Source organism: Streptomyces sp. NPDC104831, assembly GCF_055583025.1.
The window spans coordinates 30,967-45,889 of sequence record NZ_JBVJOT010000035.1; the positions used below are offsets into that span (position 1 = coordinate 30,967).

Here is a 14,923-nt window from a genome sequence, read left to right on the forward strand (position 1 = left end):
ATGATCCCGGTCATGTCCGACCACGGGGAAAAGGCCGTCTCGGCGCCGCCTGCGCGCAGGTCACGGCTGTACGACTACCTGGACACGCCTGAGCCCGGCGGGCAAGGGGCCGCCGAGGGGGCCGCGCGCGGGGAGCGTGGGTTCGCGGCGCTGCTGGGCGGGTTCCGGCGTACGGCCGTACTGGTCCCGCTTGATCCCGAGACCGGAAGTCCGCTGGCCGCCGATCTGGGCGGGGTGCGCTGGTTCTACGCGTTCTCGGACGAGGGGGCGTTGGCGCGGTTCGCGGTGGCGCGGGGCGAGGGGGGCCGTGAGTGGGCGTACCAGCGCTGGCTGGGGGCGCGCTTGCTGGATGCGGCGGTGGTGTCGGTGGGGGTGCCGTGCGGGGTGGCGCTGGACTGCGCGGACGGGGACGCGGGGATGGTGTTCCCCCCGGTGCGAGGGATCGTGCCGGACGGGGTGGCGGTGGACGTCGACGGCGGAACGGGGGACGTGCGGTGAGCGGTGAGGGCAAGGATCTGGCGACGCAGGGCCTGGACCTGATCGCGAAGGGGCTGACCGAGGCGCTCGGGGAGCTGAGGGAGCTGGGCATGGACGGCCTGGCGGGGGCCGGTCGTGGTTTCGGCGATATCGCGTTGTCCGGTCTGGAGCTGGGCCACGAGGGGTTGACGGGCGAGTTCACGTCGTTCTGCGAGCGGTGGGAGTGGGGGGTGCGGGCGCTGGTCGCCGAGGGCAACGCCTTCGCGGAGAAGGCGGGACTGGCGGCGGGCACGTACTACGAGACGGACCAGTATGTGAAGGGTGCCTTCAAGGTCGTCGTGAACGCGTCCGTCGGGAATCCGTACGCCTCCGAGGAGGAGGTGCAGAAAATGGGCTTGGGGGAGATCGCCGCGTCCGGCGGGGGTACGGACTATGGCGGGGAGTCGTTCCGCGAGGCGTGGGCGAACAGTGAGCAGGGCTGGAAGGACGCGGCCCGTGATGCGCTGACCTCGCGTTCCTCGGTTGTGCCGGGCGTGGGACCGGCCGACGTGGCGGGTGCTTTCGGTGTCTCGCGGGAGCGTTACGACGAGATGCTGGACGAGGCCTTCGGTCCCTCTGCCGAGGCCCGCGCCGAAGCGGCCGGGCAGCAGGGCGGGGAGGGCTGATGGGGATCGGGGACGTGACCAACGAGCTCCTCAGTGGCGGGGAGCATCTGGTCGACCGGGGCAAGAAGCTCGTCGGCAGGGGTGTGGACTACACGACGGACAAGATCGGTGACGGTCTGGACTACGTCGGGGCGCACAAGTGGGCCGATGTGGTGGAGGACTGGGGGGATGGGGTCGCCTCGGATCTGGGGGCGACGCCGGGTGAGCAGCGGCTCGGGGAGAGTGAGGAGGCGAACGAGCTCGTCCACGGTGATCCGGCGAGGATCCGGCAGAGCGCGAAGCACCTGCGGGACTTCCACCGTGCGTTCGACAAGGTCGGCCAGGGCTTGAAGAAGGTCGACTCCTCCGGGTGGAGGGGTGAGGGCGGGGACGCGTTCCGGGAGAAGTTCGGCGTGCACCCGGTCAAGTGGGCGCAGGCGGCCGAGGCGTGTGGGACGGCGGCGGCCGCATTGGAGTCGTACGCCGACACGGTGAAGTGGGCGCAGGGGCAGGCCGAGGAGGCCGTGCGCCTGTACAGGAAGGGCGTGAAGGCGTCCAAGGAGGCGTTCGAGGCCCACAAGGAGAAGGCCGCCGCCTACAACGCGAAGGTGGAGGCGGGCGAGGACCCCTGCCCCCGGCCCGGTGAGTTCCAGGACCCCGGCAAGGCCGATGTGCAGGCCGCGCACCACAAGCTGGCCCAGGCCCGCAAGCAGCGCAACACCGCCGCCACCGAGGCCCAGGGCAAGGTCAGGGAGGCCCTCGCCCATGCTCCGGCCGAGCCCCCGCCGCTGGACCGCATCAAGAGCGACCTGTCCGACGGTGCCCTGTCCGCCGGTATCGAACTGACCCACTTCGCCGGGGGCGTCGTCAAGGGCACGGCCGGCCTGGGCACCTTCGTGCGCGGCCTGAACCCCGTCGACCCCTACAACCTCAACCACCCGGCCGCGTACATGCAGAACGTCAGCATGACGCTCTCCGGCCTCGTCTCCACCGCCGCCCACCCCGAACGGGCCGCGAAGACCATGTGGGAGGAGTTCCGCAAGGACCCCTCCGAGTCCGGCGGCCGGTTCCTACCCGAACTCCTCGGCACCAAGGGCCTCGGCATGGAGGCGGGGCTCGCCGGGAAGGCAGCGGAGGCCGGCCTGACCCGGAGAGCGGCGCAGACGGCCGGTCGGGAGACCCGGGCGGGGGCAGAGGGCGCGGCCGGAAAGCCGGCCCGGGAAACGGTCGAGAACGACCCGCCGAAGCACTCTCACGACCAGAACAGCACCAAGGGCTGCGGCGACCCGGTCAACGTGGCCACCGGCAGGATGTACCTGTCGCAGACGGACGTCGCCCTCCCCGGGGTGCTCCCCCTGCTGCTGACCCGCCGGGTGGAGTCCGGTTACCGCCTGGGCCGCTGGTTCGGCCCTTCGTGGTCCTCCACCCTGGACGAGCGACTGGAGATCGACGCGGAGGGCGTCGTCTACGTCACGGAGGACGGCCTCCTCCTCTCGTACCCCCACCCGGCCCCCGGCCTGCCCACCCTGGCGAGCCACGGCCCCCGCCTGCCCCTGGACCGGGTGGACGACGGCTACACGATCACGGACCCGTACACCGGCCGAGTGCGCCACTTCACCGAACGCGGCCCTGACCTGGCGGTCCTGGAACAGATCGACGACCGCAACGGCAACTGGATCACCTTCGAGTACGACACCGAGGGCACGCCGCTCGGCGTCTACACGAGCGCCGGCCAAGGCGTCCGCATCACCACCGCCTCGAACCGCGTCACGGCGTACCACCTGACCGCGACCGGCGAGGCACTGAAGCGCTTCGGCTACACGGACGGCGACCTCACGGAGGTCGTGAATTCCTCCGGCCTGGACTTGCGTTTCGGCTACGACGACCGGGGCCGGGTGACGTCCTGGACGGACACGAACGGCCGCGGCTACACCTACGAGTACGACGACCAGGACCGCTGCGTCGCGGAGGCCGGCGAGGCGGGCCACATGGCCCTGCGCCTGGCCTACGGCGACCCCGCCCCGGAGACGGGCCTGCGGACGACGACGGTGACGACGGCCGAGGGCCACACCCGCCGCTACCTGGTCAACGACGCCTGGCAGGTGGTCGCCGAGACCGACCCGCTGGGCGCGACCACCCACTACCGCCGGGACCGCCACCACCGCCTGCTGACCACGACGGACCCGTTGGGCCACACGACGGCGTTCGAGTACGACGAGGCGGGCAACCTCGTCTCGGTCACCCGTCCGGACGCCCGCGGGACGAGGGCCGAGTACAACACCCTCGGCCTGCCGGTGAAGGTGGTGAACCCGGACGGCACGGTGATCCGCCATACCTACGACACCCGGGGCAACCGCACCTCGGTGACGGATCCGGCCGGCCAGACGACCCGCTTCACCTACACGGAGGCGGGCCACCTGACCTCGGTGACGGACCCGTCAGGCAACACCACCACGGTCGTCTGCGACCGCACGGGCCTCCCGGTGCAGGTGACGGACCCCCTGGGCGCGACGACCCGCTACGAACGCAACGCCCTCGGCCTCCCGACGGCGATCACGGACCCATTGGGTGGTGCCTCCCGCCTGGAGTGGACGGTGGAGGGTTGGCTGACCCGCCGCACGGCCCCCGACGGCAGCACGGAGACGTGGACGTACGACGGCGAGGGCAACTGCACCACCCACACCGACCCCCTCGGCGGCATCACCCGCTTCGAGTACACCCACTTCGACCTGCTGACGGCCCGCACGGGCCCGGACGGCGTCCGCTACGAATTCACCCACGACACCGAGTTACGCCTGACGAAGGTCACCGACCCGCAGGGGCTGACGTGGGAGTACGCCTACGACCCGGCCGGCCACCTGATCCGGGAGACGGATTTCGACAACCGCACCCTGACCTACGAGTACGACCCGGCAGGCCGTCTGACGACACGGCGCAACGCCCTGGGCGAGGTGACGAGGTTCGAGCGTGACGCGCTGGACCGGGTGCTGCGCAAGACCGTCGCGGGCCGGGTCACGACCTACGCCTACGACCTGACCGACCAACTCGCTCACGCGACCGGCCCCGACGGCACCACCCTGACCCTGCTGCGCGACCGCCACGGCCGCCTGCGCTCGGAAACGGTCGACGGCCGCACGGTGACGTACACGTACGACGCCCTGGGCCGCCGCACGAGCCGGGTGACCCCGACCGGGGCGGTGACGACGTGGTCATACGACGCGGCAGGCCGCCGCACAGGCATGACGGCATCGGGCCGCCCGATCGACTTCACCTACGACGAGGCCGGGCATGAACTGAGGCGCCTGGTCGGCGACACGATCACCCTGGAGCACACCTTCGACGCGCTGGGCCGCCTGACGATCCAGTCGGTGACCGGCGCACAGGGCCAGCGAGTCCAGCACCGGACGTACAACTACCGGGCCGACGGCAACCTGACCGGCATCGATGACGCCCTGTGGGGCCCCCGCCGCTTCGACCTCGACGCGACCGGCAGGGTGACGGCGGTCCACGCGGCCGGCTGGACGGAACGCTACGCCTACGACGAGGCGGGCAACCAAACCCAAGCCGCCTGGCCGGCGACCCACCCGGGAGCGGAGGCGACGGGCGCCCGCACTTACACCGGCACCCGCATCACCCGGGCCGGCAACGTCCGCTACGAACACGACGCCCTGGGCCGCATCACCCTCCGCCGGAAAACCCGCCTGTCGAGGAAGCCGGACACCTGGCACTACGAATGGGATGCCGAGGACCGCCTCACCTCGGTGGTCACCCCCGACGGCACCCGCTGGCGCTACACCTACGACCCCCTGGGCCGCCGCACAGCCAAACTCCGCCTGGCCGAAGACGGCGAAACGGTCGCGGAACGGGTGGACTTCACCTGGGACGGCACCACCCTCTGCGAACAAACGACAAGGTCTGAGGCTTTCCCCCACCCGATCACTCTGACCTGGGACCACCAGGGCCTACGCCCTCTCGCCCAAACAGAACGCATCACGGCAGCAGAAGCACCCCAAGAGGAGATCGACTCCCGCTTCTTCGCCATCATCACCGACTTGGTCGGCACCCCGACCGAGTTGCTGGACGACCAGGGCGAGATCGCCTGGCACACCCGAAGCACCCTCTGGGGCACGACGGCGTGGTCGACAAACAGCACCACCTACACCCCCCTACGCTTCCCAGGCCAGTACTACGACCCCGAAACCGGCCTCCACTACAACTACTTCCGCCACTACGACCCCGAAACCGCCCGATACCTGACCCCGGACCCCCTCGGGCTCACGCCGGCGCCCAACCCGGATACGTATGTCCAGAACCCTCACCTCTGGACAGATCCACTCGGCCTCGCCCCGGAGTGCAAGGAAACCGGGAAGGCTAATTCGAAGGAGAAGACGGACTACTTCGGCACCTACAACGAGGCCCGGGATCACGCTCGCCAACGCGCCGGGCTGGGCGACGATGCCGTTCCGTTCGTCCAGGAGATCGGCCCTCACGCCGGTCGCGTAACAGGAATGCAGAGCCCGGACGGGATGCGGGGTTGGCGAGTCGATTTCGATCCCAGGGATCCGGAAAAGGGGTTCCACGTGAATTGGTGGGTGAGGAACGGACCGAAGCGGAGCGACGGTTGGGACTACGGCGCGAGCGTCGTCAGGCACGATGATCCGAAGGCGGCCGAACAGGCATACTATGAAGTGCTGGCCCATCTGCCGCACACTTAGGAAGACGAGATGAGCATCGAGAACCAATTCGTGAAGGATTGGCGGAATTCGCACAGTTGTGAAGTTGTGAGCCACAGTGAGGCCCAGCAACTGTTCGACTATCTGAACACTCTTCCATGGGAGACCAGCAGGGTTGATTGGGGCGAGACACCGGGTATTCACATTCCGTTTGGAGAGGGTGATCCTCAGCCGCAGTGGGTCGGCAAATTCTCCGACACGCCACTAGGACGCCATGAGTACATCATGGTCGCCTACGCACCGGGAAAAGACGCTCTCTTGGGCGCCAGGGATGAAGTGCTGGCCGACCTCGACCTCCTGTACGCAGGAGCACCGGGGGTCCGGTATTTCTGTGGCGTCGACATCATCCAAGGCACTGCGATCGTGGCAGTGGAGGACTTTGCCGAGTTCTCCGACAACGGTGTGATCGTGCACCTGGCGGAACACCGCTGAAACGGTGAATCGCAGGATCAGAAGAACGGGGACTCTCATGTCGTTCGGGCCGCCCCCCGCGGGTTTTCCTCCTGCCGCCACCCCCGCCTGGACTCCGCCCTCGGGGATCGAGCAGGCGCTGTTCGAGGCCAAGGGGCGGGGGGACTGGGCCGCGTACTTCGGGGCGCTCGCCCAGGTCCGGTTGTTCTTCGAGATAGAGAAGGCCGGGGCGGATGCCACGCCCAGTGCGACGTACGCCCTCTTCGGGCACGACCCCCGGGTCGCCGGCGGGCGGATCTGGGCCGTGTACACCGAGGGCATGCTGCCCGCTCCGGAGCCCCACCGGGTGTTCGACTGGAACCGCCTGGAGTGGTTCGCCAAGGTGTGGCAGCCGACCGATCCGCCGATGATCGTCGTCAATCCGGGGAGCCCGTGCGAGGCGTTCCTGCCCTCCGCACCACCCCACTCGGCCGCCTGGGCCCGGTACGGGGAACAGGCCCCGCCGCGGGACCGGTCGATGCGGCTGCGCACCCTCCGCGTCGGCGCGCCCCTGCACGGCCCGGTCGCCCACGGCCTCGCCTGCGGTGCCCTCCTGTGCGTCAACAACGGCTCCTTCTGGAACGGCATGGCCTGGCACGGCACCGGCTATCCGGACGAACGCAAGCGGCTGAACGAGTGGTGGGGCATCACCACCCGTGAGCAGTGGCAGTACTTCCTGCGCGACCTCCTCGCCTGCGAACAGCACAGTTCCGTCTGGGACTTCGCCCTCGGCCTGCGCCGCACCATCGCCCGCGACTTCGGCGGCCACGTGGACGTCGGCTATTGGCGCCAGGCCGCCGCCAACGTCATCCGCGCCCGGTCCGAGGGCTCGGTCGTGGTCGGGGAGGACGGGGTCACCAAGACCGAGCCACGGCCCGCGTCCGAGGTCGAGGCGCACATCGAGGGCGTGCAGCGGCTCATCGGGCGCATCACCCGCTACGAGGCCCGGATGCGCGCCGACGGCGTGCTCGACGGCGGCCAGTACGTCTCCTCCGTCGACGCCTGGGACCTCGGCCGCGCCTCCAAGATGGCCCGGTGGGGGCTGGGGGCCCGCCTGGGCACGCTCAAGGAGGCCGAGTCCGCCGTCCTCCAGGCAGGCCGGGCCGCCGCCCTGTCCTACAAGTCCTGGCAGGACTTCTCCGCCGGCTACATCCTCGGCCGCTGCCTCCACTTCGACGACGAGGAGTTCGGCGACTGGTACCAGAACATGGTCGAGGCCCACCGCATCCTGATGTCCGACCCCGGCAGCCCCTGGCTCACGATTCCGTTCCGGTGAGGACCGGGAACACCGGCCGGTTTCCGTCACCCACTCGTCCGTGTACTTGACCTGTCCATGCCCGGCCCCCACCATGAGCGCCAATCCGCACAGCGGGACCACAGCGGACCCACAGGGCCCCACGAACGGCCCCCAGGGGTTCGTATCCGCACGTCGCACGGGAACACCCACTCCAACCCCCACAAGGAGCGTTCATGCGACTTCGCAGACGGGCCGCCGGGCTCGGCGCACTGCTGGCCCTCGCGCTCGCCGCGCCGGTCTCGGCCGGGCTCGACCAGGCCGGTGCCGACAGCGTGCAGAGGGCCGCATCAGACGACGACGGCATCCGGCAGTACGAGATCCACCAGCGCACCACCCCCGTGACCCGTACGGCCATCCAGTCCGCGGGCGTCACCGTCGACGAGGCCGACGAGGAGAGCGTCGTCGTCTCCGGGCGGGAGGGGCAGATCAAGAGGCTCCGCCGGATGGGGTACGACGTCCAGCCCCTGGGGGCCGCTCCCCAGCGCGGGCAGGCCCGGCTGTACGACTTCCCGAGCGCCGACTCGAAGTACCACAACTACGCCGAGGCGAACGCCGAGATCGACCAGCGGCTCGCCGCCTACCCGGGCATCATGAACAAGCGGGTGATCGGAAAGTCGTACCAGGGGCGGGACATCATCGCCATCAAGGTCAGCGACAACGTCGCCGCCGACGAGGACGAGCCCGAGGTGCTGTTCACCGCGCACCAGCACGCCCGGGAGCACCTGACCGTGGAGATGGCGCTCTATCTGCTGCGCGAACTCGGCGCGGGCTACGGATCCGACTCCCGCATCACCAACCTCGTCAACAGCCGCGAGATCTGGATCGTGCCCGATCTGAACCCGGACGGCGGCGAGTACGACATCGCCAGCGGGTCGTACCGGTCGTGGCGGAAGAACCGGCAGCCCAACTCCGGTTCCACGAACGTGGGTACGGACCTGAACCGGAACTGGAACTACAAGTGGGGCTGCTGCGGCGGGTCGTCCGGGTCCACGTCGTCCGAGACCTACCGCGGGTCCGCCGCCGAGTCCGCGCCCGAGGTGAAGGTGGTCGCCGACTTCGTGCGCTCCCGGGTCGTCGGCGGTAAGCAGCAGATCACGGCCGGGATCGACTTCCACACCTACAGCGAGCTGGTGCTGTGGCCGTTCGGGTACACCTACGCGGACACCGCCGCCGGGATGACCGCCGACGACGCCGCCGCGTTCCAGGCCGTCGGGCGGAAGATGGCCGCCAGCAACGGGTACACCGCCGAGCAGTCCAGCGATCTGTACATCACGGACGGGACGATCGACGACTACCTGTGGGGTACGCAGAAGATCTTCAGCTACACCTTCGAGATGTACCCGTCCTCGTCCTCCGGAGGCGGGTTCTACCCGCCCGACGAAGTCATCGAGCGGGAGACCTCCCGGAACAAGGACGCCGTGTTGCAGCTGCTGGAGAACGCCGACTGCATGTACCGGTCGATCGGCAAGGCCGCCCAGTACTGCTCCTAGCGGCTACGCCTCCTCGAAGTAGGCGTCGAGCACCGCGTCCAGCTGCTCGTCCCACTCCTTGAAGCGCGCCCTGGCCGGCGCCTCGATCTCGATCGGGAACCAGCGGCGGTCAGGGGTGTGCACGGTGACGGTGAACCGCTTGCCGAAGCGGGCGCTCTCCGTCTCCACCGCCGCGATCTCGTCCCAGCGGAACTCACAGGCCTCCTCGTCCAGGCTGAGGCGGACCCCCTTGCGGTCGGCCACGATCCGCGCCCGCCGGTCCGCCGCCTCGAAGACCGGGCCGTCGGCCGCCGGTTCCCCGGCCGGGTCCTCCGCGGATTCCCCGGGGGCCTCCTGAAGCACCTCCTCGGTATCCACCGGGGCCGCCTCGTCGCGCGGACCCGGCGGGTCCGCCGACTCCTCGGCCACCGGCCCGGCCTGATGCGGCGTCGGCCCCGTGATCCCCGGGATGAAGGCCGGGTCGAAGCCGGCACCCGTCACGGGCTCGGTCCTGGGCGGCTCGACCTTCGCCGGCTCGCTGCTCGATCCTATGCGCTGCTCCACGGCGGCAGTATGGACGACTTCCCTGTGCCGGAACCAGTCGGCCCACGAACACGCCGTGGAACCGGTCAGCTCACGAACACCCCGGCCACCACCGCCACCGCGAACCCCGCCAGCGACAACACCGACTCCAGGACCGTCCAGGAGCGCAGGGTGTCGCGTTCGCTGATGCCGAAGTACTTGGCCACCATCCAGAAGCCGCCGTCGTTGACGTGCGAGGCGAAGATGGAGCCCGCCGAGATGGCCATGATGACGAGCGCGGCGAACGCCTGCGAGTGTCCGCCCTCGGACAGCAGCGGGGCCACGATGCCCGCCGTCGTCACGATCGCCACCGTCGCCGAGCCCTGGGCGACCCGCAGCACGAGCGCGATCAGGTACGCCAGGACGATCACCGGCAGCCCGACGCCGTGGAAGGTGTCCGACAGGGCCTGGGCGACCCCGCCGGCCTTGAGCACGGCGCCGAAGATCCCGCCCGCGCCGACCACCAGCAGGATGTTGCCGACCGGCTTCAGGGAGGCGGTGGACACGGTCTCCAGGGACTTGCGGGACCAGCCGCGGCGGATGCCGAGGAGGTAGTAGGCGAGCAGCAGGGCGAGGGTGAGGGCGACGAAGGGGTTGCCGAAGAACTCCAGGACCGAGCGGAGCGGGGAGGGGTCGAGGGCGATCGAGGAGAACGTGGCCGCGAGGATGAGCAGCAGGGGCGTGCCGATGATGGTGAGGACCGTGGCCAGGGGCACCGGGGTCTCCCTCGGTGTCACGCCCTGCGCGCGCTGCTCGGCCGCCACCGCCCGCTTGGCCTCCTCGGCCGCCTCCACCATGTCCTGCGGTACGGCGACGAAGATCCGCCTTCCGGCCCAGGCGGCGTACGCCCAGGCGGCCAGCACGGCGGGGAGGCCGCAGACGATGCCCATGAGGACGACCCAGCCGAGCTGGACGTGCAGCAGCCCGGCGGCGGCGACCGGGCCGGGGTGCGGCGGCAGGAAGGCGTGGGTCATGGACAGGCCGGCGAGCAGCGGGAGGCAGTAGAGCAGGACCGACTTGCCGGATCGTTTCGCTGCCGCGTAGACGATCGGGGCCAGGACGAAGATGCCCACGTCGAAGAAGACGGGGATGCCGAACAGCAGGCCGGTCAGGCCCATGGCGAGCGGGGCGCGGCGCTCGCCGAACAGGGCGAGCAGGCGCGCGGCCAGCACCTCGGCGCCGCCGCTGACCTCAAGGATCGCGCCGAGCATCGTACCGAGGCCGATGATGATGGCGACGTGGCCGAGGATGCCGCCCATGCCGGACTCGACGGTGGAGACGGCGTCGGAGCGCTGGACGGTGCCGAAGAGTTCGGTGACCGAGAGGCCGGCCAGCAGGCCGACGGCTATGGAGACGGCGAGCAGGGCCACGAAGGGCTGGAGCCGGACCTTGATGATCAGGAACAGCAGCAGGGCCATGCCCAGGGCGGCGACCGTGAGCAGGCCGGGCGTGCCGTCGACGAGGAGGAGCAGGCCCCCGGTGTGGGGTGGCGCGGCGGGAGCGGAAGCGGCGAGCGGAGCGGACATGCGGGGGTCCTCTGTGTAAGTGCATCGTGCTTTCGGGCAGGGGGGAGCGCGGCACGGCACCCCGGGGGGTGCCGTGCCGTGCGGACACGCGGGAAGAGGGAGGGGGAACGCGGACGGGCGTCAGCCCAGTACGGCGAGCGCGTCGATCTCGATGAGGAGGCCGGCCGGCAGTCCGACGTAGACCGTGGTGCGGGCGGCGGGCGGCTGGGTGAGGCCCTGGTCCTCGAAGTACGCGTTGTAGAGGTCGTTCATCTCGGCGAAGTGGTCCACGTCGGTGAGGTAGACGCGGATCATCATCACGTCGTCCCAGGTGGCGCCGCCCTCCTCCAGGATCGCCTTGACGTTGGCGAGGGTCTGGAGGGTCTGCTCGCGCAGGGTGGGGCCGGCCGGCGTCGGGGGCTTGCCCTCCTCGGCGGGCAGGAAGCCGACCTGGCCGGCGACCTGGAGGATGTTGCCCTTGCGCACGCCGTGCGAGAACTTCGCGGGCGGGGTGGTGTGGGTCTTCGGGGTGAGCGCGGTCTTCTCGGTCATGCGGGGGTGCCCTTCACTGGCGTTCTTCCGGAGTACTCGCCGCTGATGGCGTCCGCCGTGCGGCGTACCAGCGGGAGCAGGCTGAGGAGTTCCTCGGCGGTGACGACCACGTTCGGCGCGGAGACCGACATCGCGGCGACCACCCGGCCGTCGGCCCCGCGCACGGGGGCGGCGACGCAGTTGATGGACTCCTCGTGGCCACCGAGGTCGGTGGCCCAGCCCTGTTCGCGCACCGTGGCCAGTTCCTTCAGGAAGGCCTCGGCGTGGGGGGTCGAACGGGCCGTGTACAGGGGGTAGTCGAGCTGTTCGGCGAGGGCGCGGCGCTCGGCCGCGGGCAGGTCGGCGAGGAGCAGCTTGGCGACGGCGGCGACGGTGATGGCCACCGGCTTGCCGATCCGGGAGTACATGCGGACCGGGTAGCGGCTCTCGACCTTGTCGATGTACAGCACCTCGTTCTCCTCGTACACGGCGAGGTGGACGGTGTGGCCGCACTGCTCGTTAAGGCGTACGAGGTGGGGGTGGGCGATCTCGCGGATGTCGAGGTTCTCCATCGCCTCCTGGGCGAGGGCGAAGAGCCGGGCGCCCAGGCGGTAGCGCTGGTCGGACTGGCGGTAGACCAGGCCGTGTTCGTGCAGGGTGCGCAGCAGCCGCAGGGCGGTGGACTTGTGCACGCCGAGGCGGTCGGCGACCTGCCCGAGGTCGGCGGGGCCCTCGGCGAGCAGCGGCAGGATGCTCAGGGCGCGGTCGACGGTCTGACTCATGGGGTGTTCGCCTCCTTCTCGGCCTGCTCGGCTCGCGTCCAGCCGGGGCCGAGTCGAAGTCTCCCCCATGCCTCGTCGTCCAGGGCGGCGAGGCGGTCGGCGTGGTCGCGGGCGGGGGGCGGTGCGAGGTCGCCGGGGACGGTGAGGGCCGCGGCGGCGAAGAGGTGGCCGTGCCGCAGCCGGGCCCCGAGGGGGAGCCCGCGCAGGGTGGCGGAGAGGAACCCGGCGGCGAAGGCGTCCCCGGCGCCGGTGGTGGCGACGACGGCGGTGCGCAGGGCGGGCCGGAAGGTGCCGTCGGGGTGGGTGCCGGTGAAGGCCGTGGCGCCCCGCGCTCCCTCCTTCACCACCAGCAGGCGCGGTTCGGGCAGCAGCCGGCGCACGGCGGCCGGTCCGCCGGTGACGTCCCAGGCGTGGGCCGCCTCGTCCTCGCCCACGAACACGAGGTCGGCGCGCCGGGCCAGCTCCAGCAGGACGCGGGCGCCGTCGCCGTCCCGCCACAGTCCCGGCCGGTGGTTGACGTCGAAGGAGACCAGCGGGCGTCCGGGGCCGGGGGCGGTCAGCTCGTACAGCAGCTCCCGGCACTCCCGGGACAGCGCGGCAGTGATCCCGGACAGGTGCAGCACCCGTGCCGCGCGGAGCGCCGCCAGGTCCACGTTCCGCGCGGACATGGCGGAGGCGGCCGATCCGGCCCGGTAGTACGCCACCTCGTGCGCGCCGGTGCCCCGCTCCCCGGCGGTGCGGAAGTACACGCCCGTGGGCCGGCCGGGATCCCGGCGCACGGCGGTGACGTCGACGCCGTGTCCGGCGATCCGTTCCACCAGGTGGTCGCCGAAGCCGTCCGCGCCGACCCGGCTGACCCAGCGGACGGGGTGCCCGAAGGCGGCCAGGGCGCACAGCACGTTGGACTCGGCGCCGCCGATGGCCCGGTCGAAGGAGGGCACGTCGGCGAGGCGGCCGGGACGGCTGGGCAGGAAGGTGACCATGGACTCGCCGAGCGCCGCCACGTCCACGTCCGGGACGGTCCGCGCGACGACCGAGGCGTAAGCAGCGTCGTTGATGATGACTCCCGTCGATCGCCGGGGCGACGGATCCGTTGACCCGGTGTTCGGCGAGATGCTAGACACCAGTAAGCACAAGACGCAATGGCTGTTGCAGAGAACGCAACGCCTGAGAGGGGCTTCATGGACACCGAAGCACTCACCCGCCTCGCCGAGGAGCACGTCGACCACCGCTTCAAGGGCCTGCCGCCGGACGCCGCCGGCCTGACCGTCGCCGAGCTGGCCGGCCAGCGCCGCAACCTCTTCCGGGACGGCGACGGCTTCACCACCCCCGTCCTCGCGCTGTCCGCCGAGCGCCTGGAGCACAACCTCGCGCTGATGGAGACGTACGCCGCGCGGCACGGCCTGGCCTTCGCCCCGCACGGCAAGACCTCCATGGCCCCGCAGCTCTTCCACCGCCAGATCGAGCACGGCGCCTGGGGGATCACGCTGGCGGTGCCCCACCAGGTGCGCGTCGCCCGGGCCTTCGGCGTCCGGCGGGTCTTCCTCGCCAACGAGCTGGTGGACGCCCCCGCCCTGCGCTGGGCCGCCGCCGAACTGGCCGCCGACCCGGAGTTCCGGTTCGTCTGCTACGTCGACTCGGTGCGCGGCGTGGAACTGATGGACGCGGCCCTGCGCGGCGCCGCCCGCCCGGTCGACGTGGTCGTGGAGCTGGGCGCCGGCGAGGGGGCGCGCACCGGCGTGCGCACGGAGGCGGAGGCCGAGGAGGTCGCCGCCGCCGTGGCCGCGGTGCCGACCCTGCGTCTGGTCGGCGTGGCGGGGTACGAGGGCGAGGTGCCGAAGGCCGATCCGGAGCGGGTGCGGGCGTACCTGCGCCGCCTGGTGGCGCTGGCCGCCGGGCTGGACCGGGCCGGGCGGTTCGGCGGGGCCGACGAGATCGTGGTGAGCGCTGGCGGCAGCGCCTGGTTCGACGCGGTCGCCGACGTCTTCGCCGGGATTCCCGCGCTGTCGAAGCCGGTGCTGAAGCTGCTGCGCTCGGGCGCGTACGTCTCGCACGACGACGGGCACTACCGCAGGCTCACCCCGTTCGGCCGGGTTCCCGAGGAGGGCGCGCTGGAGCCCGCCTTCCGGCTGTGGGCGCGGGTCGTCTCCCGGCCCGCCCCCGAGCAGGCCTTCGCCAACGCGGGCAAGCGGGACGCGGCCTACGACCTGGACCTGCCCACCGCCCAGGTGGTACGCCGGGACGGCGAGGAGCGCCCGGCCACCGGCATCACCGTCACCGGCCTGTCCGACCAGCACACCTGGCTGCGCACGGACGCGGAGGCGGACGTCGAGGTCGGCGACTGGATCGGCTTCGGCCTGTCCCACCCGTGCACGTCCTTCGACAAGTGGCAGCTGATCCCGGTGGCCGAGGCGGACGGCACGGTCGTGGACTACATCCGTACGTTCTTCTAG

General features: G+C 71.0%; 12 protein-coding genes. 7 read left to right on the forward strand and 5 right to left on the reverse strand.

Annotated elements, in window-relative coordinates:
- Window positions 1-12 precede the first annotated feature (12 nt).
- From ACZ63H_RS23385 to ACZ63H_RS23410, 6 genes are all read left to right on the forward strand, one after another.
- Window positions 13-498, forward strand: coding sequence for a hypothetical protein (locus ACZ63H_RS23385; RefSeq protein WP_469867954.1), 486 nt, complete (start codon window positions 13-15; stop codon window positions 496-498).
- Window positions 495-1,142, forward strand: coding sequence for a hypothetical protein (locus tag ACZ63H_RS23390; protein WP_469867956.1), 648 nt, complete (start codon window positions 495-497; stop codon window positions 1,140-1,142). Before ACZ63H_RS23385 ends, ACZ63H_RS23390 begins: the two co-directional genes overlap by 4 nt.
- Window positions 1,142-5,836: a putative T7SS-secreted protein gene (locus tag ACZ63H_RS23395; protein WP_469867958.1), complete on the forward strand. Its 4,695-nt coding sequence runs from the start codon at window positions 1,142-1,144 to the stop codon at window positions 5,834-5,836. Before ACZ63H_RS23390 ends, ACZ63H_RS23395 begins: the two co-directional genes overlap by 1 nt.
- Before the next feature lie 9 nt (window positions 5,837-5,845).
- Entirely contained in the window at window positions 5,846-6,286 is a 441-nt protein-coding gene (locus tag ACZ63H_RS23400) for a hypothetical protein (protein WP_469867960.1), read from the forward strand.
- 37 nt (window positions 6,287-6,323) lie between these two features.
- Window positions 6,324-7,580 (forward strand): DUF1266 domain-containing protein, encoded by a 1,257-nt coding sequence (locus ACZ63H_RS23405; RefSeq protein WP_469867962.1) that lies wholly within the window; start codon window positions 6,324-6,326, stop codon window positions 7,578-7,580.
- Window positions 7,581-7,774: 194 nt separating this feature from the next.
- Window positions 7,775-9,091: a M14 family metallopeptidase gene (locus tag ACZ63H_RS23410; RefSeq protein WP_469867964.1), complete on the forward strand. Its 1,317-nt coding sequence runs from the start codon at window positions 7,775-7,777 to the stop codon at window positions 9,089-9,091.
- A gap of 3 nt (window positions 9,092-9,094) precedes the next feature.
- On the opposite strand, the gene ACZ63H_RS23415 is transcribed toward ACZ63H_RS23410, so the two are convergent.
- The 5 genes from ACZ63H_RS23415 to ACZ63H_RS23435 all read right to left on the reverse strand — a co-directional run bounded on the left by ACZ63H_RS23415 (window position 9,095) and on the right by ACZ63H_RS23435 (window position 13,528).
- On the reverse strand, window positions 9,095-9,634 hold the full coding sequence (locus ACZ63H_RS23415; protein ID WP_469867966.1) for a hypothetical protein: 540 nt from the start codon (window positions 9,632-9,634) through the stop codon (window positions 9,095-9,097).
- A 65-nt stretch (window positions 9,635-9,699) separates the two neighbouring features.
- The gene (locus ACZ63H_RS23420) at window positions 9,700-11,178 is read right to left on the reverse strand and encodes a GntP family permease (protein WP_469867967.1); all 1,479 of its coding nucleotides are present in this window, start codon (window positions 11,176-11,178) and stop codon (window positions 9,700-9,702) included.
- A 120-nt stretch (window positions 11,179-11,298) separates the two neighbouring features.
- A complete protein-coding gene (locus ACZ63H_RS23425; protein ID WP_318201683.1) occupies window positions 11,299-11,709 on the reverse strand; it encodes a RidA family protein in 411 nt (136 codons plus the stop codon).
- Window positions 11,706-12,470, reverse strand: coding sequence for an IclR family transcriptional regulator (locus ACZ63H_RS23430; protein ID WP_469867970.1), 765 nt, complete (start codon window positions 12,468-12,470; stop codon window positions 11,706-11,708). The genes ACZ63H_RS23425 and ACZ63H_RS23430 overlap by 4 nt, the downstream gene beginning before the upstream one ends.
- A complete protein-coding gene (locus ACZ63H_RS23435) occupies window positions 12,467-13,528 on the reverse strand; it encodes a sugar kinase (protein WP_469868055.1) in 1,062 nt (353 codons plus the stop codon). Before ACZ63H_RS23435 ends, ACZ63H_RS23430 begins: the two co-directional genes overlap by 4 nt.
- A 123-nt stretch (window positions 13,529-13,651) precedes the next feature.
- Between ACZ63H_RS23435 and ACZ63H_RS23440 the strand changes: the two genes are divergently transcribed.
- Window positions 13,652-14,923: an amino acid deaminase gene (locus ACZ63H_RS23440; RefSeq protein ID WP_469867972.1), complete on the forward strand. Its 1,272-nt coding sequence runs from the start codon at window positions 13,652-13,654 to the stop codon at window positions 14,921-14,923.